This is a genomic window from Frankia alni ACN14a, from assembly GCF_000058485.1.
Taxonomy (GTDB): domain Bacteria; phylum Actinomycetota; class Actinomycetes; order Frankiales; family Frankiaceae; genus Frankia; species Frankia alni.
Genome location: NC_008278.1, coordinates 5,310,424 through 5,329,749, shown reverse-complemented (window position 1 = coordinate 5,329,749; position 19,326 = coordinate 5,310,424). Strand labels below are relative to the sequence as shown.

The following is a 19,326-nucleotide window of genomic DNA, read 5'->3' as shown; positions in this document are numbered from 1 at the left end:
GCGCCGTCAGCGCGTGACCGGAGGGGCCAGGGCGGACTTGCGGACCTTGCCCATGGGATTGCGCGGTAGCTCGGCGACGAAGTGGATCTCCCGAGGTCGCTTGTGGACGGATAGTTCCCGGGCCACGAAGTCGGTGAGGTCTCCGGCTGCCGACCCGGTGTTCCTGCCACCGCCGATCAGGTCGGGGGCGACGACGAAGGCGGTGATCCGTTGGCCGAGATCGTCGTCGGGAAGGCCGACGACGGCGGCCTCCCGCACCTGCGGATGCGCCAGGATCGCCGCCTCCACCTCACCCGCGCCTACTCGATATCCCCCGGACTTGATGAGGTCGGTCGACCGTCGGCCGACGATCCGGTGGTGCCCATCCGGCGCGATCACCGCGGCGTCACCGGTACGGAACCAGCCGTCGGCGGTGAAGGTGTCGGCGGTGACCTCCGGGCTGCCCAGGTAGCCCCCGTACAGGGTTGGCCCCTGGACCTGCAGCTCGCCGATGCTCTGCCCGTCGGACGGCAGCGGGGCGCCGGTCTCGTCGTCGACGAGCCTGGTGCGTATGTCCTTCAGCGGCGGCCCGACCCAGCCGGCGCGGCGCTCGCCGTCGACCCGGCTGCTCGTCGTGATCAGCGTCTCGGTCATCCCGTATCGCTCTATCGGCGGCAGGCCGGTGAGCGTAGCGAGCCGATGCAGGATCGGTGCCGGCAGGGGCGCGCTGCCGGAGACGAGCAGCCGAGCCGAGGCCAGAGCCCGGGCGCTGACCGGGTCGTCGCAGACCCGGGACCAGACGGTCGGCACGCCGAAGTACAGGCTGCCGCCGGCGGCCGCATAGGCAGTCGGCGTCGGCCGGACGGTGTGGACCAGGCGGCTGCCCACCCGCAGCGCGCCGAGAACACCCAGGACGAGGCCGTGCACGTGAAACAGCGGCAGCCCGTGCACGAGGGTGTCTTCCGGGGTCCAGGCCCATGCCTCGGCGAGGGCGTCGAGGTCGGCGGCGATCGCCGCGGCGGGCACCATGACGCCCTTGGGTGCTCCGGTCGTGCCGGAGGTGTACAGGATGAGCGCGGGCGGGCCGGCCGTCACCCCGACCGGTTCACCGACGCCCGCCGAAGTCGCGGTCGCGGTGTTGTCGGCGGACGGCAATGCCGTGCGGACGGTGGGATCGACGGGCACCGCCGGGATCGCAAGGTCCTCCCAGCCTGGGCTGCCGAGCAGCAGCTCGGCGCGCGAATCCCGCAGAAGGTGGCCGCGCTCCCGCGGCCCGGAATCCGGCGGCACCGGGACCACGGGCACCCCTGCCAGCAGGCATCCGACGATGGACACGACCGTGGCCATGGACGCCTCGGCGTGCACGGCGACGGTCCGGGCTCCCGCTACGCGACCGGCGACGGTCGCCGCGGCCTCCAACAGCTCGGTCCGGGAGAGAACCACATCTCCCACCTGCACGGCGGGAGCTTCGTGATCGACGTCCAGAGATGGGAACAACAGCGTCACGTCCGGATCCTCTCGCCGCGTGGGGAATCGCGGTCCGCATCCCAGGGGCTGGGGACATTCAGGGGCTGTGATGGCTCAGGGGCTCTGATGGCTGTGATGGCTCAGGGGCTGTCGAGATCTGTGGGACCGGAGGCGTGCTCCCGGAGGCTTACCGTGACGGCCCCTCACGACGGTACGGCTGTCGCGGTCGGGGAGCCCCCGGTTCGTCAGACCCGGCGGGTGGGCAGCAGCCGGTGCCGATCCGGCCCTACGCAGTCGGCTTCCTGGGCCGGTCGGCCAGAGGGCCTGTGGTCCGGCGCGGGACTACGCTGCCGTGCTGTGCCAGATCCAGCGTCATCGCCAGATCCTGCTGCTGTGCCGGATCCTGCTGCTGTGCCGGATCCTGCTGCTGTGCCGGATCCCGTTGTTGTGCCGGATCCGGCATCTGTACCGGGTCCACTGTCAGCATCCGAGCCCCCGTCCGATCCGACGGCCGCGGAGCCGCGTGCGTCAGCGTGGGTGACCGTCGTCGGTGTGGGCGCGGATGGCTGGACCGGCCTGTCCACAGCAGCTCGTGACGCCGTTCGCCGCGCCGACGTACTGCTGGGGGCACAGCGACAACTTGATCTCATTCCGGCAGGGGGCGAGGGGAGCCGACTCACCGCCCGCAGGGTCCCCTGGCCGTCGCCGCTGCTGCCGGCCCTCGCCGGCCTGCTCGCGGAGCACGGCATACCGGTGGCCGGGACGAACGGCGCCGACGCGGACGTGGAGTCCGGCGGCGTTCCCCCGGCCGTGCAGGGCTCGAATCCTCGCCGTGACGTCTGCGTCCTTGCCAGCGGCGATCCGATGTTCCACGGGATCGGCACGACGCTCGTTCGCCTGCTCGGGGCGGAGCGGGTACGGGTGTTCACCCATCCCTCGTCGGTGTCCCTGGCCTGCGCTCGGCTCGGTTGGGCCGTGGACGGGGTCGACGTCGTGAACGCGGTGGGCCGCCCGCTGGCTCAGGTGCACGCCGCACTAGCGCCGCATCGTCGGCTACTCGTTCTCAGCGCCGACGGGACCACACCCCTGGCGCTCGCTGATCTGCTTGTCGACCGCGGTTACGGTGCGAGTCCGATAACGGTGCTGGAGCGGCTCGGCGGGGTCGACGAGGCTCAGCAGCGGGCGGCCGCCCACGAATGGGCGGCCGCGTCTGCCCGCTGGCGCGACGCCGCCTCTTCCCATCAGCAGGGCAGCGTGGCGGAAGGCACGGGAGGGGTGGGCAGCAGGGAAAACGGCCTGCCGGGGTCGAGTGGTGCGCCGGCGGTGCGCGCCCTGCGCCCCCCGGCCGACCTCAATGTTGCCGCCGTCGAGCCGTGGCCCGGACCCGGGGTCGCCCACCGGCCGCGCATACCCGGGCTGCCTGACGATGCCTTCGAGCACGATGGTCAGATCACCAAGCGCGAGATCCGAGCGGTCACCCTGGCCGGGCTCGGCCCTGCTCCTGGCGAGTTGTTGTGGGACGTGGGGGCGGGCTCCGGCAGCATTGCCATCGAGTGGATGCGCGCCCATCCCACCTGTCGGGCGATCGCCGTCGAGTCCCGCGCCGACCGAGTGGAGCGTATCCGTCGTAACGCCATGAACCTCGGCGTACCAGGGCTGCGGGTCGTCGCGGGCCGCGCCCCGCAGGTCCTGGCGGGCCTGCCGGCACCAGATGCGATCTTCGTCGGTGGCGGCGCCACGGCCGTCGGGCTGCTCGAAGCCTGCTGGGCGGCGCTGCGAGGCCGCGGTCGGCTCATCGTCAACGCGGTGACCGTCGAGTCCGAGGCGGTGCTCGCGGCCTGGTACGCACGCCGGGGCGGGGACCTGATCCGCCTGGCGGTAAGCCGAGCGTCACCGGTCGGTGGCTTCACCGGGTGGCGCTCGGCCATGCCTGTCACTCAGTGGACGGTCTGGCCCGGTGACTCGGTCTGGCTCGGTGACGCGGTCCGGCCCGGCGACCATGTCGCCGAAGGTGACCGCTGATCAGCCGAGCAGATCCAGGACGCAGCGGTCGGCCGGCCCTCCTGGAATCGCGTGATCGGGTGCGGCCAGGTGCTGCCGCCAGTGGCGGTCGGCGCCCGCCGCATCGCCGATCTCGACGAGGTCGACAAGGGCGGCGTGGATCTGCCGGGTGGCACCGGCGCTCAGCCGGACGTCGGTCGCCCGGTCGTCCGCCGCCGTCGACGCGGGCGACGCGTCGGGCACCGCGCCGACGGTGGCATGCCCGTGCTGGGAGTTGGTCAGCTCGACGAGATGCTGCAACATGCCGGTCACCACCGACAGGGACTTGTTGCCGGTGAGCTCGACCACGGCCAGGTGAAAGGAGGCCTGCGCGGCCGCGAGTGCGGCGGGATCCTCGGCGACCTCGTCGGCCTCGGCGAGGATGGCGCGCAGAGCCGACACGTCTGCCGGACTGCGCCGCTCGGCGAGGAGCGCCGCGCATGGTGGCTCGATGACGGCGCTGGCCTGATGGACGTCGCCCAGGGTGGCGCCGCGATGTTCGAGGACGAGCCCGGCATAGCGGGCGGCGACCGCTGGACTCGGGAGGTGGACGCGCGCCCCGCCGTGGGCCCCGCGGCGCACCGAGATCAGCGCCTCCGCCTCGAGGACCCGAAAGGCCTCGCGCAGGGTAGGCCGGGAGACGCCGAACTGCGCCATCAGGGTGGGTTCGGGAGGAAGAGCGTCACCCTCGGTGAGTTCGCCACGGATGATCCTCCGCCGCAGTTGGCTGGCGACGAGCTCCGCCGTCTTGGGGACACGGACCCGTCGGCCCACCGGTGCCGCGCTCACCGGGAGAGAACCGGCGGGCGGAGGAACTCGTGCGATCGGATCGTGGTCGGCCGGGCGCGGGCCCGATGGCTCGGCCGCCGCCCGGCCGCCGGCCGGTGCGGATGGTGCCTGCGATGAGCCTGGGCGGGATGCCGCCGGGGCGGCTGGCCGGGCCATGAGCGGTCCTCCTGCAAAGGCGCGCGTCGGTCGCCGATCGGTGATCGTCGAGTATCAGTGGACTGTGCGAGCTGTTTATGTTAACAGACGCCTTTCGCCCGGATTGCGAGGCGATCGCCGGCGCGGCCGTGACGGTCGGCGGGGCGTGTCCCGTTTCGGTCTGGAGCCGGTTGTCCGGATACTCGAAGGTGATATCCCTCTCCCGCGGCAGTGAATACACCGAGCGCCCCGATGGGTCCGGCTGTGGTACGTGTGGTCCATGGGCATCGTCTCGCCGGGCTTTCACGGCCGCCGACGGTCTGGTCCTCCCCGTCTTCCACCAGGTCAGTACCTGGAAAAAGGGTTCCCGGTCCTCTCCGCGGGGCCGACCCCGCGGGTGACGCGCGACCAGTGGGAGTTCGTGATCACCAACGAGGCTGGGCGCCGGTATCGCTGGAGCTGGTCGGAGTTTCTGGCCCTGCCGAGTGAGACGCCGACCGTCGACATCCACTGTGTCACTCAGTGGTCCAAGCTGGACACGGTGTGGCAGGGCGTCTCGCTGGACGTGTTGCTCGCCGGTGTCGAGACCTCGGCGGACTTCGCTGTCGCCTACTCCTACGGTGGCTACACCACCAATCTGCCGCTCGACGACCTGCTGGACGGGCGGGCCTGGGTCGTCCATCGCTGTGACGGCGGCGACCTGGACCCCGAGCACGGCGGCCCGGCGCGCCTGCTCGTGCCTCACCTGTACTTCTGGAAATCCGCCAAGTGGGTCCGCGGCCTCCGCCTGCTGCCAGAGGACGAGCCGGGTTTCTGGGAGGCCGCCGGATATCACGAGCGCGGTGATCCCTGGCTCGAACAGAGGTACCGCGGCGACTGACGGCTGCGCGAGGATCGGCCCTCCCGGCACCGCTCGACCGGGATCGTCTGGGAGAGAACCAGAGTCGTTCCGGGGAGAACCGGAGCCGGGCAGGTCAGAAGGGTCAGAAGGGTCGGGATGCGGAGATGACAGTGCCGCCGCGGGAGTCGGCGGCCCGGTCGACGGCGGCCGGCCGGATACCCTGGCGCGTCGCCCGTCTGGCCGAGATACGCGACGAAACGCCGAGCGCGCGGACTCTCGTGCTCGAGGTGCCGCAGTGGCCGGGGCATCTCGCCGGTCAACGGGTTGATCTGCGCCTCACCGCCGAGGACGGCTACACCGCGCGCCGCAGCTACTCGCTGGCGGCTCCCACCGACGGTTCGCGCGTGGTCCTCACGGTGCAGCGGGTCGCGGATGGCGAGGTCTCGCCATACCTCACTCAGGTCTTCGCCGTCGGTGACCCGGTGGAGATCCGCGGCCCGGTCGGCGGCTGGTTCGTCTGGCGTCCGCAGGACCGAGATCCGGTGCTCCTCGTCGCCGGCGGCTCGGGCATCGTTCCTCTGATGGCCATGGTGCGGGCTCGGGCCGTCGCAGCGAGCCGGGCACCGTTCCGGCTGGCGTACTCGGTCCGCACACCGGGCGACGCCTACTACACCGAGGAGCTGCGCCACCGCGCTCGAGCCGACCCGGGCTTCGACCTCACGCGGGTCTACACGAGGGCGACGCCGCCGGGCTGGCCCAGCCCGCCGCATCGCCTCGGTCTCGCCGAGCTGTCCGCGGTCGCGTGGCCCGCCGCGTTCGCGCCGACGTGCTACGTCTGCGGGCCGAACGGCTTCGTCGAGTCCGTCGCGGACACGCTCGTCGCGCTCGGCCATGACCCCGGCCGGGTCAGGACCGAACGTTTCGGGCCGAGCGGGCGCTGAGACAGCCGTCAACAGACACGGGTGCGGTGCGGGTGTGTCCGCGCGCAGCACATTCATGACCCTGCGCGCCGGTATTCGAGAAAGCTGTCGGATATCTGCCTGATTGTGGGGTCGTTCTTGCTTTCGGTGCGCAAAGCCGTCGTATGGTCTACCGGCATCCACTTGGCCTCGTCGGGGATGGCCGGTTGGCGGCGTCGGCAGCTCCGGCCTGCGCCAGTGCCCCCGCCGGGCGGATGCGTGGGCACCGGGGCAGATCGGGGGAGCGGTGACATGAGCGGCAGGGCCAGGTGCGGTGGCGGGACACCGGATGAGTAGCGGCGACGATCTTACCGGGTCGTCGGTGGGGTCCGGATCACCTGAGGGGTCCGGGTCGGCTGACGGCGACCCGACGGCGAGCGGCCGGATGGGAGTCGACCGCTCGGCGCCGCAGGTCTCCCGCCGACGACTGTTCGCCTGGTCGGCTTCGAGCGCGGCGGGCATTGTGCTGCTTACCGCGGCCGAGCCGGCGCAGGCGATCGGGGAGGCATCCCGGGCGGGCCACAATGCCGTCCGCTCCGCAGGCCAGCAGACCGCCGCCCGCTCCGGCGCCGCACGCGGATCGGGGGTGGCTGCGAGCACGGGGGTCACCACGACGACGGTGGCGGCTCCCAAGGCACCCGCCTACCGCATCCACGACCTGCGGCCCGATGCGCCGAGGGACTCGGTCGCGTTGACGATCGACGATGGTCCGCATCCGGTGTGGACTCCTCGGATCCTCGATGTCCTGCGCGTCAACCGGGTCTCGGCCACCTTCTCGGTGGTGGGCGCGCAGGCGGTGGCAAACCCGGAGCTGGTGCGTCGCATCGTTGCGGAAGGCCATTCGCTGTGTAACCACACGATGACCCATCCGCAGCCGTTCGGTGCCCGTACACCGGAGCAGATCCGTGCCGAGATGACCCGTGCCCAGTCGGCGGTAGTGGACGCGGGTGCCGAGCCACCGCGACTGTTCCGCGCGCCGGGTGGAGACTGGTCTCCGGCCGTCCTTGCGGCTGCGGCCGGTCTGGGCATGACCTCCCTGGGCTGGGATGTGGATCCCCGGGACTGGGCGCGTCCGGGAACCGCGTCCATCCGGCAGTCCCTGGGCGGCGCCCGTCCCGGCGACATCCTGCTCTGCCATGACGGCGGCGGAAACCGGGCGCAGACCGTGGCGGCCCTGCAACGGGTCCTGCCCCTGCTGCGGGCGAGGGGGCTCTCCTTCGTCCCGCTCTGACCGGTCGTCGGCCGTCCCCCGCCCGGTCGGCTAGTGCTCCGCAGGGCCCTGACCAGGTGGTTCGCTGACCATCTCGCGGGGCACCCTCCCTGCTGTAGGCCGAGGAGAGGGAGCAACCGATGGCTGACGTCGTCAACGCGGACGCCCGCGGACTGGGCGCCTGGCACATCCCCCGTAGCCGTGGCGCTGTCTCTGGCCTGCTGCTGATGCTCCTGGGTATCTGGGGGGCGCTCATTCCCTTTGTCGGCCCCTACTTCGATTTCGCGTTCACCCCGGACGACCCCTGGACCTGGACCTCCGCGCGGTTCTGGCTCGAGGTCCTGCCGGGCATCGCGGCATTCGTCGGTGGTCTGCTGCTGCTGGCGAGTACCAACAGGGGAACCGCTGCGCTGGGGGCCTGGTTGGCGATCGCCGCCGGGGCCTGGTTCATCATCGGTCCCACCCTCGCCGGACCGTGGCATCTCGGTTCGATCGGGGCGCCTCTCGGCGGGTCCGCGCGTCAGGCCGTCGAGTGGATCAGCTTCTTCTACGGTCTGGGCGCCGTGGTCCTCTTCCTGGGCTCGACGGCATGGGGCAGGTTGAGTGTCCGCGGAGTTCGTGATGTCGCCGCGGCCCGCCGGCGCCGCGAGCGCGCCACCCTGCGCTCGCGTGGCGCCCGTGAGGAGACGCTGGCGCCACCCGTGTCCGAGCCGCAGGTGTACCCGAGTGACCGTCCGTCAGCTCCCGCGACCGGGGAGGGCACACCGGCCGGAGTCGACTCGGCGGGGTCGGCCCAGCCTGCGGACGGACGCACTGCCCTGGGACGCCATCGACGTCGCAGCCACAGCTGAGGCGAGCGGAACGCGGCGGCGCTTGCGCCGCCGCGTGAGGGTCGTCCGGCGCCACGTCGGCGCGCGTGCTGGTATGCATGTCAGGGTGACCTCTGACGGCAAGGTGACTCCCGAGGACATGGTCGACCTGCGAACCAGGGTGACGGCGGCCGTGGCCGGCTTCCCTCGGCAGGAACTGCCTGCCGAGGGGCGTCGTCTCGCCGCCGTGGCGGTGGCTCTCGGTGAGGACGCGCAGGGCCGGCCCAGTTTTCTGCTCACCCGCCGGGCCGCCCGTTTGCGGACGCACGCGGGGCAGTGGGCGTTGCCGGGCGGTCGGGCGGAGCCTGGCGAGGACGCCGCGACCGCCGCGCGCCGCGAGCTTGCCGAGGAGGTCGGAATCGAGCTGTCGGCGGAGGAGGTCCTCGGCAGCCTCGACGACTACGCGACCCGATCCGGTTTCGTGATGACCCCGGTGGTGCTCTGGGCGGGTTCGAGGCTGCAGAGCACCAGTCCGGAGGCTCGAGAGGTCGCCTCGGTCCACGTCGTACCGCTCGACGAGCTGGGCGCGCCGCCACGCTTTCTCGCCATTCCCGAGTCCGACCGGCCCGTCATCCAGCTTCCGTTGCTCGGCAGCCTCATCCACGCCCCGACGGGCGCCATCCTCCACCAGTTCGCCGAGCTCGTGCTGCACGGCCGGCACACCCGCGTCGCCGAGTTCGAACAGCCCGTCTTCGCCTGGCGATGACCTTCCGGTGAGCCTCCGGTCCGGACGACGCACATCGGCGGGAGGGTCGACTCGGTCATCGGTCCGGCAGGCCGTTCACGGCCCTGCGGGCGGGTCGGAATCGAAGTCGCTGACCGGGCCGGCACTGCGCGGCCAAGGGAAGATCCTCGACCGCGACGACGCCCAGGACGGGATAGCCGCCCGTGACGGGATGATCGGCGAGAAAGATCACCGGTTGGCCGCTCGGGGGGATCTGGATGCCGCCGGCGACGACCGCCTCGGAGGGCAGCTCGGCGGTGATGTGCCGACGCATCGCGGGACCGCGTAGTCGGACACCGACGCGATCACTGTCGGTCGTGACCTCGTAGGTCTTCGCCCACAACGCCAGAATCGCGTCCGTGGCAAACCAGTCTGCACGCGGACCGGCCAGCACATGAAGCTCGGGCTCGTCGGCATAGCGGGCATGGGGCGCGAGATCGACCGTCGGTGGATCGGACCTCTCCCGGCCGAGTGCAAGGCGTGCACCGGCCACCAGCGGTTCGGGTCCGATGCCGGCGAGGGTGTCTCGGGACCTGGAGCCCAGCACGGCCGGTACGTCCACCCCACCGCGGATTCCCAGATACGTACGCACGCCCCGGGTGGGGGCGCCGACCCGAAGCAGCGCGCCCGCCTGCACGTCAACCGGCGCGTACATCCCGATCTCACGGCCCGAGAGCTCGAGCGGGCAGGGCGCGCCGGTGAGGGCGATCAGTCCGGGGTGGGTGAATCGGACGATCAGGCCGCCATAGGTGATTTCGATGGCTGCCGCGCTGGTCAGGTTGCCCACCAGCCGGTTCGCCAGGAGCAGGCTGGGACGATCGACGGCGCCGGATCGGGTGATTCCCAGGTGCGCGAGTCCGGGGCGGCCAAGATCCTGCACGGTGGCAAGCGGGCCCGAGGCCACAATCGCGATCTCGCCGGACGGTTCCGCTGGTCCCGTCACGCCCACACCGCCCGGGCGGCGCCCACCGCGACGAAGCGCACCAGAGTGCCTGGCGCGAGCAGCGCGGGCGGATCGTGCGTGAGGTCGAAGACGGCCAGATCGGTCTGGCCGATCAGATGCCATCCACCGGGCGAGGCACGGGGGTACACGCCGGAGAACTCGTCGGCGATCGCCACGGCACCTGCCGGCACCCGCGTGCGCGGGCTGTCCCGGCGGGGTACCCGCAGGGCAGGATCCAGACCGGCGATGTACGCGAAACCCGGCGCGAAACCGCAGAACGCCACCCTGTGCCGCCCGCGCAGGTGCCGTTCGACGATCTGCGCCGGTGTCAGCCCTGTGAGCCGCGCGACGTCGACCAGGTCGGGACCGTCGTAACGCACGGGAATGGTCACGGTTGCCGGTGAGTCCTTCGCCTTCGTGCCGATCGGATCGGCACCGGCGGGGCAGCGAGGGTCGCTACCGGGTACCACCGCGTGTGAAGCGGCGGCCGTGTGACCGGGTGTGTCGGGACCGGGCGTGTCGGAACGGGGTGTGTCGGAACGGGGCGTGTCGAGACCGGGCGCACCGTCGGACTGCTGCTCCCGGTCGAGCGGCGCGGCTGACATCCCGTGCAGCAGGGCCCGGAGTCGGGCTGGTCCGGTGGCCGCCGGGTCGAAGGCGATGAGGACGGTACGCGCTGCCGGCACCATGTCGATGACCCCCGGCGGGGGATCCCGCCGTAGCCGTCCGTAGAGGGCCTCGGCCTCCCGCAGGTTCGCAACCTCGACGAGCAGTGCTTCGTCCCCGCAGGGCAGGATGCGCATCACGGTCCCTTCAGCAGAACGGCGACAGCGCGACACCGGCGTGGCGCAGAGCATCGCGCAGCCGCCTGACCACCTCCACGGCGCCCGGGGTGTCGCCGTGGACGCAGAGGGATCGGGCGAGTATCCGTACCGGTGTGCCCTGTTCGCTGAGCACAGTTCCCTCGGTGGCCATCCGTACGCCTCGCGCCACCACGGCGTCCGGATCGTGCAGCACGGCGCCAGGGCTACGGCGGGAGACGAGCGTGCCCGCCGGGGTGTAGGCGCGATCGGCAAACGCCTCGCCGACTGTCACCAGGCCGGCAGCGGCGGCCTGCCGCAACCAGACCGAGCCGGGTAGGCCGAGTACCGGCAGCGCCGTGTCATACCCGCGGACCGCGTCGACCACCGCCTGCGCCTGGTCCTCGTCGGCGACGATCGTGTTGTAGAGCGCCCCGTGCGGCTTGACGTAGCGCACTCGATCACCGGCGGCCCGGGCGAAGGCGTCGAGCGCGCCGAGCTGGTAGGTGACATCGTCACGGAGGTCGGCCGGATCCATGTCGATGCGTCGCCGGCCGAATCCGGCGAGGTCGCGATAGCCGACCTGAGCACCGATACGTACCCCCAGCCGGACAGCATGATCGCAGGTGCGTCGCATGGTCGCCGGATCCCCGGCGTGGAAGCCGCATGCCACGTTGGCGCTTGTCACCAGGCCCAGCAGCGCCTCGTCGTCGGTGAGGCGCCAGATCCCGAAGCCCTCACCGAGGTCGGCGTTGAGGTCCAGGACGCGCCCCTCGGAACCAGGTGCTGGCCGGCCGCCGGACGGCATCTCGGTGGCCGGCGCCGTCGCGGCGCCCGCCACACCGACGGCGAGCGGCGTCCGGTCCCGTGGGCCTTCCTCGCGTTGGTGGACAGCTCCTACGTCGGCCATGCCCTCGATTGTTCACCATGCCGGCCTGTGGTCCCGCGCTGATCAGCGGTCCTGGACGGAAGCTCGGATCCGGTGGCCGGCCCCCGCAGCAGAGGCTCGGAACAACCGGAGGACAGCGGGACACCGCCCCGATGCGGCGTACGGACAAAGGACGGCTTCCTTTGTCCGCCCTTGAATCTCGCGGCGCTCGGCGGAAGAAGACGGGAGATTCGTTGCACCGCGCGAGCCGTCGGATCGGTAGCAGCCGAGGGGATATCTGGATCTCCCCTTTTCTCTTTGTTGCAGGTCAGCCATCACAGTCACGATACCTCGTCCTGCCTCTCGCGCGGGAGTCGGGTCCGATCGAATCATGGTGGTGGTCAGTACCGCCATGATCTGGCGCTCTTCTTGGAAAGTTTGACGACCGGAACGCCAAATTGCTGACACGCGATCGACGCGGGTATGTACGTGAATTACAGTCGGCCACATGACGTTGATCGCCGACTCGTTTGTATCGCCGCTCGGCCTCGTCGCCGGGATGGCTGCCGTCCACACCTCTGTCGACGGCGTTCTGGACGCGCCGATGTGGCCGTTGTCTGACGCGGAGCTGGCGCTTGCCGTGGATGAGAGCGCCGCCGCGCTCTCCCGGTTGGCCGCCCTGCGCCTCCAGCTCGTCCGGGAGGTACAGGGACGGGGCATGGCTCTGCGGGTCGGAGCGGAGAGCACACAGGAGTGGCTGCGGGAGCGGTTGCGGGTCCGTCCGATCGACGCGCGCCACCTGCTCGAACTCGCTGCCGCCCTGGACGGTCCGTTGACAGCGACGGGCTCTGCGTTGGCAGAGGGCAGAATCACCGTCGAGCAGGCCCTGGTGATATTCCGAGTGACGCGCTCGATGCCGGCTCTGACGACCGCCGACGTCGTCGCGGATGCGGAGTCCTGCCTGATCGAACAGGCGGCGATGTTCGATCCCGCCGAGCTGACCAGAATCGGTCAGCGCATTCACCAGCGGGTCTCACAGTCCCCCGCCGGATCGAAGGAGGCCGATCCACCTGGGGCGGATCCACCTGGGGCTGATCCCCCCAAGGTCGATCCTCCCGAGGCGGAGGGTCCCACGTCCACGACCGGCCGCGGCTCTGATGGGGCTGCCTCGGGTGCCTCTTCCCCGCCCGCCGGAAGCCACGGCAACGCGCCCGAGGCCGATGACGCCCGAGAGGACGGTGACGCCCGGAAGAACGGTGACGCCTCCGAGACCGACGGTTGTGCCGATGGCGACGTGGTGAACGGCGACGTGGTGAACGAGGACGTGATGGTGGGCCCGGCCCATCGGAGTGCCTCGGACGGCGTGGCCGAAGACGGCGTGTCGCCGGTCCGGGACAGTGACCACGGTCGGTCCGCGACCGGCATCACGACAACGGCCCCGCCGGAGCACACACGCGCCCGCCGCGGCTTGTGGCTGACGGATCTACCCGAGGGCATGACCCGGCTCGACGGCGAGCTCGACGCCCAGTCCGCCGCCACGCTCCGTTCGGCGTTGGAGCAGCTCACTGGAGCGGACACGGCCGCGGACGACCGCGCTGCCGCACCTCGACGGGTCGATGCCCTGCTTGAGATCGTCCGGCGTGCGCAGATGACCGCGATGTTGACAGTGACCGGAGGGGCGACCGTCGACCTGGCCGATGCCGTCTCGTGGGCCGTTCTGAGGGCGGGCGGGAACCTGCCGTCGGACTCGGGAACCGACGGTCATCCGATACCGGTCGTGCCGCCGAAGCTGGCCATGGTGTTTCGGAGCGGGCAGGTCGGGCCGCAGCTGACCGCCGTCCACCCCGATGTCGAGAAGTGGCGCCGCAGCGCCCGTCGGCAGCTTCGCCGTGCAACGGGCACAGGTGACAGACTGTGTGCCGCGCCGGGATGCGACGGCTCGGCCAGATGGTGCGACGGGCATCTGCTGCGGGCCTGACGCCACGTCCGAGCATCGTGGACTACCCCGACAGCTGGCCCAGGTACTCGTCTGAAGGGCCCGCCGGCGCGACCGGGAGGGTGACACCGGAAATTGGTTGGCCGACCTTGGCGGAGTCCCGGTACACGGCCAATGCCTTCAGCCCCCTGCGCCATCCGGCGTACAACAGGGCAGCGACGTCGTCGACCGTGGCCGACGCCTGGAGGTTGACCGTCTTCGAGATACCCCCGGACAGGAACGGCTGTACGGCGGCCATCATCCGGACGTGGCCCATCGGATCGATGGCACGTGGACCGAGGGCGCAGTCGAAGACCGCCTGATGTTCCGGGCGCAGCCCGGGCGCATCCACGGCATGACCGTGCGCCGCGATGAAGCTCACGATACGGGCCACTGCGGCCCGCGGATACCCAAGGGCGTGCAGTGCCGTCGGCACCGTCGTGTTCACGAGCCGCATCGCCGAGCCCGTTGCGCTTTTCCTGACCTTGACGAGCGCGAGATCGGGTTCGATGCCCATGGTGGCGCAGTCCATCGCGAGGCCGGTCGTGCCGGTGGGTGCGATCAGCGTCAGATGGGCGTTGCGCCAGCCGTGTCGCTCGCCGAGCAGTAGGGCTCGTTCCCACTCCAGACCCGCCCGGGGGAGGACCTGTTCGTGGATGCTCTTCTCCATCGATCGCCGGGCCGCCGGCGGGTGACGGATAGCGGCGTGCGCGGCGGAATGGCGGGCTACCACCCGGCGGTGGGCGGCAGCGTTCGCGGTGAAACCGGGATAGGGCCCGAGTACCGCGGCGATCTCCGCTGAGCGTCGGTACGCCGTCGCCGACATCAGCGAGGTGATCGCGGCGGCGGTGGCCCGACCCTCCTCGCTGTCGTACGCCTGACCGGTGGCCATGAGCAGCGCACCGAGGTTCGCGTGGCCGACACCGAGCTGACGAAAGGAACGGGTGGCATCTCCGATCTGCCGGGACGGCACCTCGGCGAAGCACAGCGAGATGTCCATGGCGAGCACCACCAGTTCGACGGCGGCGGCAAAACTCGTCGCGTCGAAGCGGCGATCCCTGCCCAGGAACCGCAGTAGGTTCAGCGATCCCAGGGTGCACGAGGAATTGTCCAGATGCATGTACTCGCTGCAGGAGTTGCTGGCACTGATCCGGCCACTCGCGGGACAGGTGTGCCAGCTGTTGATCGTGTCGTCGAAGTGCAGCCCCGGATCGGCGCACTCCCAGGCGGCCTGCGCAATCATGCGGAAGATCTTGCGGGCGGGGACGGTTCTGACGGTCTGGCCGTCGCCTCGGGCGCGCAGCTCGATGCTCTGGTCCGCTGCAACGGCGCGCATGAAGGCGTCGCTGACCCGCACCGCGTTGTTGGCGTTCTGGAACTGGACGGAATCGATGTCCCGGCCGCCGACGTCCATGTCGAATCCGGCGTCGTGCAGGGCGCGGATCTTCCGCTCCTCGCGTGCCTTGCACTCGATGAAGTCGGCGATGTCGGGATGATCCACGTCGAGAATGACGATCTTCGTGGCTGGCCGAGGGGCTCCGCCCGTGCGGATGCTCCCCGCCGATGCATCAGCCCCGCGCATGATGCTCACCGGACCCGGCGCGGGCCGCCCCGAGGGCAGCAGTTCGGCCGTGGAGCGCATCCGGGAGAGGTTCACCCCCGAGCCGGCACCGCCCCGGAAGAGCAACGCCTCGTCGCGGTACCAGTCCAGGACGGAGTCAAGACTGTCGTCGGCGGCGAGGATGAAGCACGAGGCGACCTGCTGGGGCAGGTCGGTGCCCACGTTGAACCACACCGGGCTGTTGAAGCTGAATGCCTGGTGGAGCAGCAGCCAGATCAGCTCGTGTTCGAAAATCTCCGCGTCGTCGTCGGACGCGAAGTATCCGTGCTCACGGCCGGCGTGCACGTAGGGGCGTACCACCCTCTCGATGAGCTGCCGTAGGGACCACTCTCGTTCCCTGTGGCCGAGTGCGCCGTGGAAGTACCTGCTGGCAACGATGGTCGCCGCCGCGGACGACCAGAACGAGGGAAACTCAACCCCGCGCTGCCGGAAGTTGGCCGAACCGTCTCGCCAGTTGGTCGTGACGACGTCCCGCCGATCCCACCGGACCTCGTCGAAGGGATGAACGCCGGGTTTCGTGTGGATGCGGTTGATGCGCAACCCGGCTGCGGCGTGCGGCTTCCTGTCGACCGGCGACCCGGGGTCACCGGCACCGTGCTTTTCGGGGTCAGCGACCAGATCGAGGGTCGGGCGGGGCTGTGGATCGGCGTGGAGTCCGGCCGGCGTGTCGAGCATGGTGCTCCTCGCGTCTGATGGGCACGCTGGTGCGAGTCGGTTCGTCTCACCGGCGAGCCGCGCCTGTGGACGGCGGCCTCGACGACGCCAGGCAACGGGGCGATGGTCACATACACCGCAGCGGGTCGAGCAGGGGCCCGCGAATGAATGTGACCCGCGACACAAAACTCGGTGTCCGGTTCCTGGCTCGGCATCGCCTTCCGCCAGGCCGCGGGGATAATCGCACCATGGAGGACGCGCCGACGTCGGTGGGAACTTGGTCCGGATCGGGGAGCCCGTCGCGGTCGTCCGAGCGCACCGAGCCCACGGGTACAGCCGAATCCTGCTCGCTGGGCGAGGCCGGGAGGTGGAGCCGGTTGCGGTCGCCGGCCGGCCGGGACGGGCGCCGAGCGACGGCCGCGGTGCCGATCGATCCGTTCCGGCACTCCCGAGGGCCTGCGGACGCTCCCATCGTGGTCGTGGAGTACGCCGACTTCCAGTGTCCCTACTGCGCTCGGGCGGCGCCCGTCCTGCACGAGTTCGCCGAGACCTCGGAAGGCCAGGTTCGGCTCGTCTTTCGACACTTCCCCGTCTTCGACATCCATCCCTACGCCCTCACCGCGGCGCTTGCCGCGGAGGCCGCCGGCCTGCAGCATCGGTTCTGGGAGATGCACGACCTGCTCTTCGCCCGCCAGGATCGACTGGCCGACAAGTTTCTGCACAGCTACGCTGTGTCACTTGGCATTGACGCCGACCGGGTCGTCGGGGATGCCGCGCAGCCCTACGGGGATGCCGTGGAGGCCGACTACGCACGCGGGATCGAGCAGGGCGTGCGTGGCACGCCGACGATCTTCATCAACGGCGAGCCCTATCGGGGGCGCACGGAGATCGCCCCGCTGCGCAAGGCGGCGAGTCTCTCACTTCGCCGGCACCGGCGCGCGCCATGGTCGCGGGGGTAGACGGGGCACGGGTTCGTCGGTCATCGGTGAGCACAGCGGCATCCGCTCGCCGAGCACCCGAAGGATGACGGTTCCGGCGAGGGCGGCCACGAGTGAACCGGCGAGAATTCCGATCTTGGCTTGTTCCTGCAGGGCCTCGTCGGTGAAGGCCAGTTCCGTGATGAACAGCGAGATGGTGAAGCCGATGCCTGCCAGAGTGGCCGCGCCGAGCAGGTGCCCGTATCGCACTCGACCGGGCAGCTGACCAAGACCGGTCCGGATCGCCGCCACGCCCGCCACCGAGATCCCGCAGGCATTGCCGGCGATCAGAGCGGCCGCCACCCCCAGCGTCACCGATGATGTCGCGGCCGTCCGCAGGGCCGAGCCGTCCAGGTGAACGCCCGCATTCGCCAGTCCGAACACGGGAACGACGACAAACGCGCTGATGGGGTGGAGCACGCGCTGCAGGCGGTCGTTGGCCGGCACCGTCGCCTTCGCCGCCGCCACCGCGAGGCCGACTCGGGTGGCGTTGGAGTCCTCCTGCAGTGCCCGGACGTAGACGGGTACCTCCTCGACCTGGTCGGGGCGGGGCGGGACGGCGGGAACGAGAAGGCCCACGAGAACGCCCGCCAGCGTCGCGTGCACGCCGGAGACGTGGATCGCACCCCAGAGCACCAGCGAGGCGAGGATGTACGGGGGAAGCTGCCAGACTCGCAGCCAGCGCAACCCGAGGATCGCCAGCACCGTCGCTCCCGCGACGGCAAGACCGACAGGGTTCAGGTGATCCGTGTAGAAGATTCCTACCACGGTGATCGCGCCGATGTCGTCGACGATCGCGAGGGTGAGCAGGAACAGTCGAAGCCGATCCGGACAACGGGGGCCGAACAGGGCGAGGATTCCGATCACGAACGCCGTGTCGGTGGACATCGGGATGCCCCACCCGTTCGATTCCGGCCCCGATCGGTTGACGACGAAGTAGATCGCTGCCGGTAGGATCAGCCCACCGATCGCGCCGAGAGCGGGCACGGCGATCGTGCGCCGGTCGCGCAGCTCGCCCGTCGTGAACTCGCGGCTGATCTCCAGGCCCACGACGGCGAAGAAGATCGCCATGGCGCCGTCGTTCACCCAGTGATGCAGCGTCATGTCGAATCCGGCGCTCCCGAGGCGAAGCTCCGCCGTGGTGCTCCAGAACCTGTCGTAGCTGCCCGACCATGGCGAGTTTGCCCAGAGGAGGGCGGCGACCGCGGCGAGGAGGAGGAGCACGGCGCCGCCGGCTTCGGTCGCGAGGAACTCCCGCACCGACGGGGCGACCTGCGGTAGCCGCACCCGAAGCCCTGGGCCTGGCCGCGGCGGCGCGGTCACCGTGCGCATCCCCTGTCCGGCCGACCGCTCCGCGAGCGTTGTCGATCTTCGGTTGGAGCCCGCACGTCGTCGTGGCCGCCCGAGCGATGATCAGGGCATGGATGCCCGCTGCCGCCCGCCTGTGCGTTGACCGTCGCGCGCCCCATTCCGGTGAGCCTGCCAGCTTGCCGCTGGGTAGACCAGGTGGTCGGCCGAGTGGGTGAAATGCCTCTCTTCCGGTACCCCGGGGCCGCCCCGCCCGTCGAAGCAGGTGACGTCGTCGGGATCAGAGCCCGGTGCGTGCGCCGATACGTTCGCGTTCCCGATACCGGCTCGCGCGGTAGACCCCGAGGATGCGGTGGTCCGCGTAGAACGACAGTTCCTCGAACGCGCTGGCGACGGTGGAGTCCTCGGGACTGCCTTCGATGTCGGCGAGGAACTGGGTGGCCACAAACTCACCACCCACCATGTAGCTTTCCAGCTTCGTCATGTTGACGCCGTTCGTGGCGAACCCACCGAGTGCCTTGTACAGGGCGGCCGGCCGATTGTGGACCTTGAAGACGAACGTGGTCACAATCGGCCCGATCCCGGCTGCGGCGCGCAGGTTCTCGCTGGAGAGGATGAGGAAGCGCGTCGTGTTGTGCTCCTCGTCCTCAAGATCCGCACGGAGGATCTGCAGCCCGTACGCCTCGGCTGCCAGCCGGGAGGCGATCGCCGCCCGGGAGGGATCGCCCGCTTCGCTGATCTCCCGCGCGGAGCCCGCGGTGTCGGCGGCGGCGACGGCGACAAGTCCCAGCTCGCGCAGCGCCACGCGACACTGGGCGAGTGCCTGCGGATGGCTGTGCACCGTCTTCACGTCGTCGAGGGACGCGCCGGGTATCCCGAGCAGCTGGTGGCGGACGGGAAGAAAGTACTCGCCGATGATGTGCACCGCCGGCCTGGGCAGCAGGTGATGGATGTCGGCGACTCGACCCGCGGTGGAGTTCTCGACCGGAATCATCGCAAGGTCCACCGCACCGTCCTCCAGCGCGCCGAAGCACTCGTCGAAGGTCTGGTACGGGACCGCGTCGTAGTCGGGATAGACATCCCGGCAGGCGATGTGCGAGTTGGCTCCCCGCTCGCCCTGGAACGCGATCCTCTGTCGTGCGGTCATGCGTAGACCGTACCGGTCGG

At 70.5% G+C, this 19,326-nt stretch carries 17 protein-coding genes; 8 read left to right on the top strand and 9 right to left on the bottom strand.

Annotation, left to right across the window (positions count from 1 at the left end; all coding sequences use genetic code 11):
* Positions 1–6 precede the first annotated feature (6 nt).
* Together FRAAL_RS21460 and FRAAL_RS35165 are read right to left on the bottom strand one after the other, a co-directional pair.
* Positions 7–1,485 carry an acyl-CoA synthetase gene (locus FRAAL_RS21460; RefSeq protein ID WP_011606032.1) on the bottom strand — a complete coding sequence of 493 codons (1,479 nt, stop codon included), beginning with the start codon at positions 1,483–1,485 and terminating at the stop codon, positions 7–9.
* A 247-nt stretch (positions 1,486–1,732) separates the two neighbouring features.
* A complete protein-coding gene (locus FRAAL_RS35165) occupies positions 1,733–1,933 on the bottom strand; it encodes a hypothetical protein (RefSeq protein ID WP_157734037.1) in 201 nt (66 codons plus the stop codon).
* A 50-nt stretch (positions 1,934–1,983) separates the two neighbouring features.
* Between FRAAL_RS35165 and FRAAL_RS21450 the strand changes: the two genes are divergently transcribed.
* Positions 1,984–3,468 (top strand): bifunctional cobalt-precorrin-7 (C(5))-methyltransferase/cobalt-precorrin-6B (C(15))-methyltransferase, encoded by a 1,485-nt coding sequence (locus FRAAL_RS21450; protein ID WP_050997210.1) that lies wholly within the window; start codon positions 1,984–1,986, stop codon positions 3,466–3,468.
* Here the strand turns inward: FRAAL_RS21450 and FRAAL_RS21445 are convergent, their stop codons facing one another.
* Positions 3,469–4,275: a FadR/GntR family transcriptional regulator gene (locus FRAAL_RS21445; RefSeq protein ID WP_231861171.1), complete on the bottom strand. Its 807-nt coding sequence runs from the start codon at positions 4,273–4,275 to the stop codon at positions 3,469–3,471.
* Between the two features lie 415 nt (positions 4,276–4,690).
* On the opposite strand from FRAAL_RS21445, the gene FRAAL_RS21440 reads away from it, so the two are divergent.
* The 5 genes from FRAAL_RS21440 to FRAAL_RS21420 all read left to right on the top strand — a co-directional run bounded on the left by FRAAL_RS21440 (position 4,691) and on the right by FRAAL_RS21420 (position 8,995).
* The gene (locus FRAAL_RS21440; protein WP_041939589.1) at positions 4,691–5,290 is read left to right on the top strand and encodes a sulfite oxidase-like oxidoreductase; all 600 of its coding nucleotides are present in this window, start codon (positions 4,691–4,693) and stop codon (positions 5,288–5,290) included.
* A gap of 125 nt (positions 5,291–5,415) precedes the next feature.
* Positions 5,416–6,192 (top strand): ferredoxin reductase, encoded by a 777-nt coding sequence (locus FRAAL_RS21435; protein ID WP_011606027.1) that lies wholly within the window; start codon positions 5,416–5,418, stop codon positions 6,190–6,192.
* 307 nt (positions 6,193–6,499) lie between these two features.
* Positions 6,500–7,441, top strand: a complete 942-nt coding sequence (locus FRAAL_RS21430; RefSeq protein WP_231861168.1) for a polysaccharide deacetylase family protein — start codon at positions 6,500–6,502, stop codon at positions 7,439–7,441.
* 119 nt (positions 7,442–7,560) lie between these two features.
* Positions 7,561–8,271, top strand: a complete 711-nt coding sequence (locus tag FRAAL_RS21425; RefSeq protein ID WP_011606024.1) for a hypothetical protein — start codon at positions 7,561–7,563, stop codon at positions 8,269–8,271.
* 85 nt (positions 8,272–8,356) lie between these two features.
* The gene (locus tag FRAAL_RS21420) at positions 8,357–8,995 is read left to right on the top strand and encodes an NUDIX hydrolase (protein ID WP_231861166.1); all 639 of its coding nucleotides are present in this window, start codon (positions 8,357–8,359) and stop codon (positions 8,993–8,995) included.
* A gap of 55 nt (positions 8,996–9,050) precedes the next feature.
* Here the strand turns inward: FRAAL_RS21420 and FRAAL_RS21415 are convergent, their stop codons facing one another.
* Genes FRAAL_RS21415 through FRAAL_RS21405 form a run of 3 tightly spaced genes read right to left on the bottom strand, consistent with a single transcriptional unit; the run spans position 9,051 to position 11,666 of the window.
* Positions 9,051–9,956, bottom strand: a complete 906-nt coding sequence (locus FRAAL_RS21415) for a 5-oxoprolinase subunit C family protein (protein ID WP_083867032.1) — start codon at positions 9,954–9,956, stop codon at positions 9,051–9,053.
* The gene (locus tag FRAAL_RS21410; RefSeq protein WP_011606021.1) at positions 9,953–10,759 is read right to left on the bottom strand and encodes a 5-oxoprolinase subunit B family protein; all 807 of its coding nucleotides are present in this window, start codon (positions 10,757–10,759) and stop codon (positions 9,953–9,955) included. Before FRAAL_RS21410 ends, FRAAL_RS21415 begins: the two co-directional genes overlap by 4 nt.
* A 10-nt stretch (positions 10,760–10,769) precedes the next feature.
* The gene (locus FRAAL_RS21405) at positions 10,770–11,666 is read right to left on the bottom strand and encodes a LamB/YcsF family protein (protein WP_231861163.1); all 897 of its coding nucleotides are present in this window, start codon (positions 11,664–11,666) and stop codon (positions 10,770–10,772) included.
* Between the two features lie 466 nt (positions 11,667–12,132).
* Here FRAAL_RS21405 and FRAAL_RS21400 point away from each other — a divergent pair, with 466 nt between their 5' ends.
* Positions 12,133–13,602: a DUF222 domain-containing protein gene (locus tag FRAAL_RS21400; protein ID WP_011606019.1), complete on the top strand. Its 1,470-nt coding sequence runs from the start codon at positions 12,133–12,135 to the stop codon at positions 13,600–13,602.
* A 22-nt stretch (positions 13,603–13,624) separates the two neighbouring features.
* On the opposite strand, the gene FRAAL_RS21395 is transcribed toward FRAAL_RS21400, so the two are convergent.
* Positions 13,625–15,895 (bottom strand): vitamin B12-dependent ribonucleotide reductase, encoded by a 2,271-nt coding sequence (locus tag FRAAL_RS21395; protein ID WP_050997209.1) that lies wholly within the window; start codon positions 15,893–15,895, stop codon positions 13,625–13,627.
* 401 nt (positions 15,896–16,296) lie between these two features.
* Here FRAAL_RS21395 and FRAAL_RS21390 point away from each other — a divergent pair, with 401 nt between their 5' ends.
* Positions 16,297–16,833, top strand: a complete 537-nt coding sequence (locus tag FRAAL_RS21390; protein ID WP_256788762.1) for a DsbA family protein — start codon at positions 16,297–16,299, stop codon at positions 16,831–16,833.
* On the opposite strand, the gene nhaA is transcribed toward FRAAL_RS21390, so the two are convergent.
* Both nhaA and FRAAL_RS21380 read right to left on the bottom strand, forming a co-directional pair.
* On the bottom strand, positions 16,792–18,183 hold the full coding sequence (gene nhaA / locus FRAAL_RS21385; protein WP_011606016.1) for a Na+/H+ antiporter NhaA: 1,392 nt from the start codon (positions 18,181–18,183) through the stop codon (positions 16,792–16,794). The two genes, FRAAL_RS21390 and nhaA, sit on opposite strands and share 42 nt — an antisense overlap.
* 256 nt (positions 18,184–18,439) lie before the next feature.
* Positions 18,440–19,306, bottom strand: coding sequence for a prephenate dehydratase (locus FRAAL_RS21380; protein ID WP_011606015.1), 867 nt, complete (start codon positions 19,304–19,306; stop codon positions 18,440–18,442).
* Between the last annotated feature and the right edge of the window lie 20 nt (positions 19,307–19,326).

What these genes read in the sequence shown, in the direction of transcription:
- FRAAL_RS35165 (WP_157734037.1), bottom strand. Translation starts at nt 1,933, where the DNA reads ATGCTGACAGTGGACCCGGTACAGATGCCGGATCCGGCACAACAACGG.
- FRAAL_RS21440 (WP_041939589.1), top strand. Translation starts at nt 4,691, where the DNA reads ATGGGCATCGTCTCGCCGGGCTTTCACGGCCGCCGACGGTCTGGTCCT.
- FRAAL_RS21435 (WP_011606027.1), top strand. Translation starts at nt 5,416, where the DNA reads ATGACAGTGCCGCCGCGGGAGTCGGCGGCCCGGTCGACGGCGGCCGGC.
- FRAAL_RS21430 (WP_231861168.1), top strand. Translation starts at nt 6,500, where the DNA reads ATGAGTAGCGGCGACGATCTTACCGGGTCGTCGGTGGGGTCCGGATCA.
- FRAAL_RS21425 (WP_011606024.1), top strand. Translation starts at nt 7,561, where the DNA reads ATGGCTGACGTCGTCAACGCGGACGCCCGCGGACTGGGCGCCTGGCAC.
- FRAAL_RS21410 (WP_011606021.1), bottom strand. Translation starts at nt 10,759, where the DNA reads ATGCGCATCCTGCCCTGCGGGGACGAAGCACTGCTCGTCGAGGTTGCG.
- FRAAL_RS21405 (WP_231861163.1), bottom strand. Translation starts at nt 11,666, where the DNA reads ATGGCCGACGTAGGAGCTGTCCACCAACGCGAGGAAGGCCCACGGGAC.
- FRAAL_RS21400 (WP_011606019.1), top strand. Translation starts at nt 12,133, where the DNA reads ATGACGTTGATCGCCGACTCGTTTGTATCGCCGCTCGGCCTCGTCGCC.
- FRAAL_RS21395 (WP_050997209.1), bottom strand. Translation starts at nt 15,895, where the DNA reads ATGCTCGACACGCCGGCCGGACTCCACGCCGATCCACAGCCCCGCCCG.
- nhaA (WP_011606016.1), bottom strand. Translation starts at nt 18,183, where the DNA reads ATGCGCACGGTGACCGCGCCGCCGCGGCCAGGCCCAGGGCTTCGGGTG.
- FRAAL_RS21380 (WP_011606015.1), bottom strand. Translation starts at nt 19,306, where the DNA reads ATGACCGCACGACAGAGGATCGCGTTCCAGGGCGAGCGGGGAGCCAAC.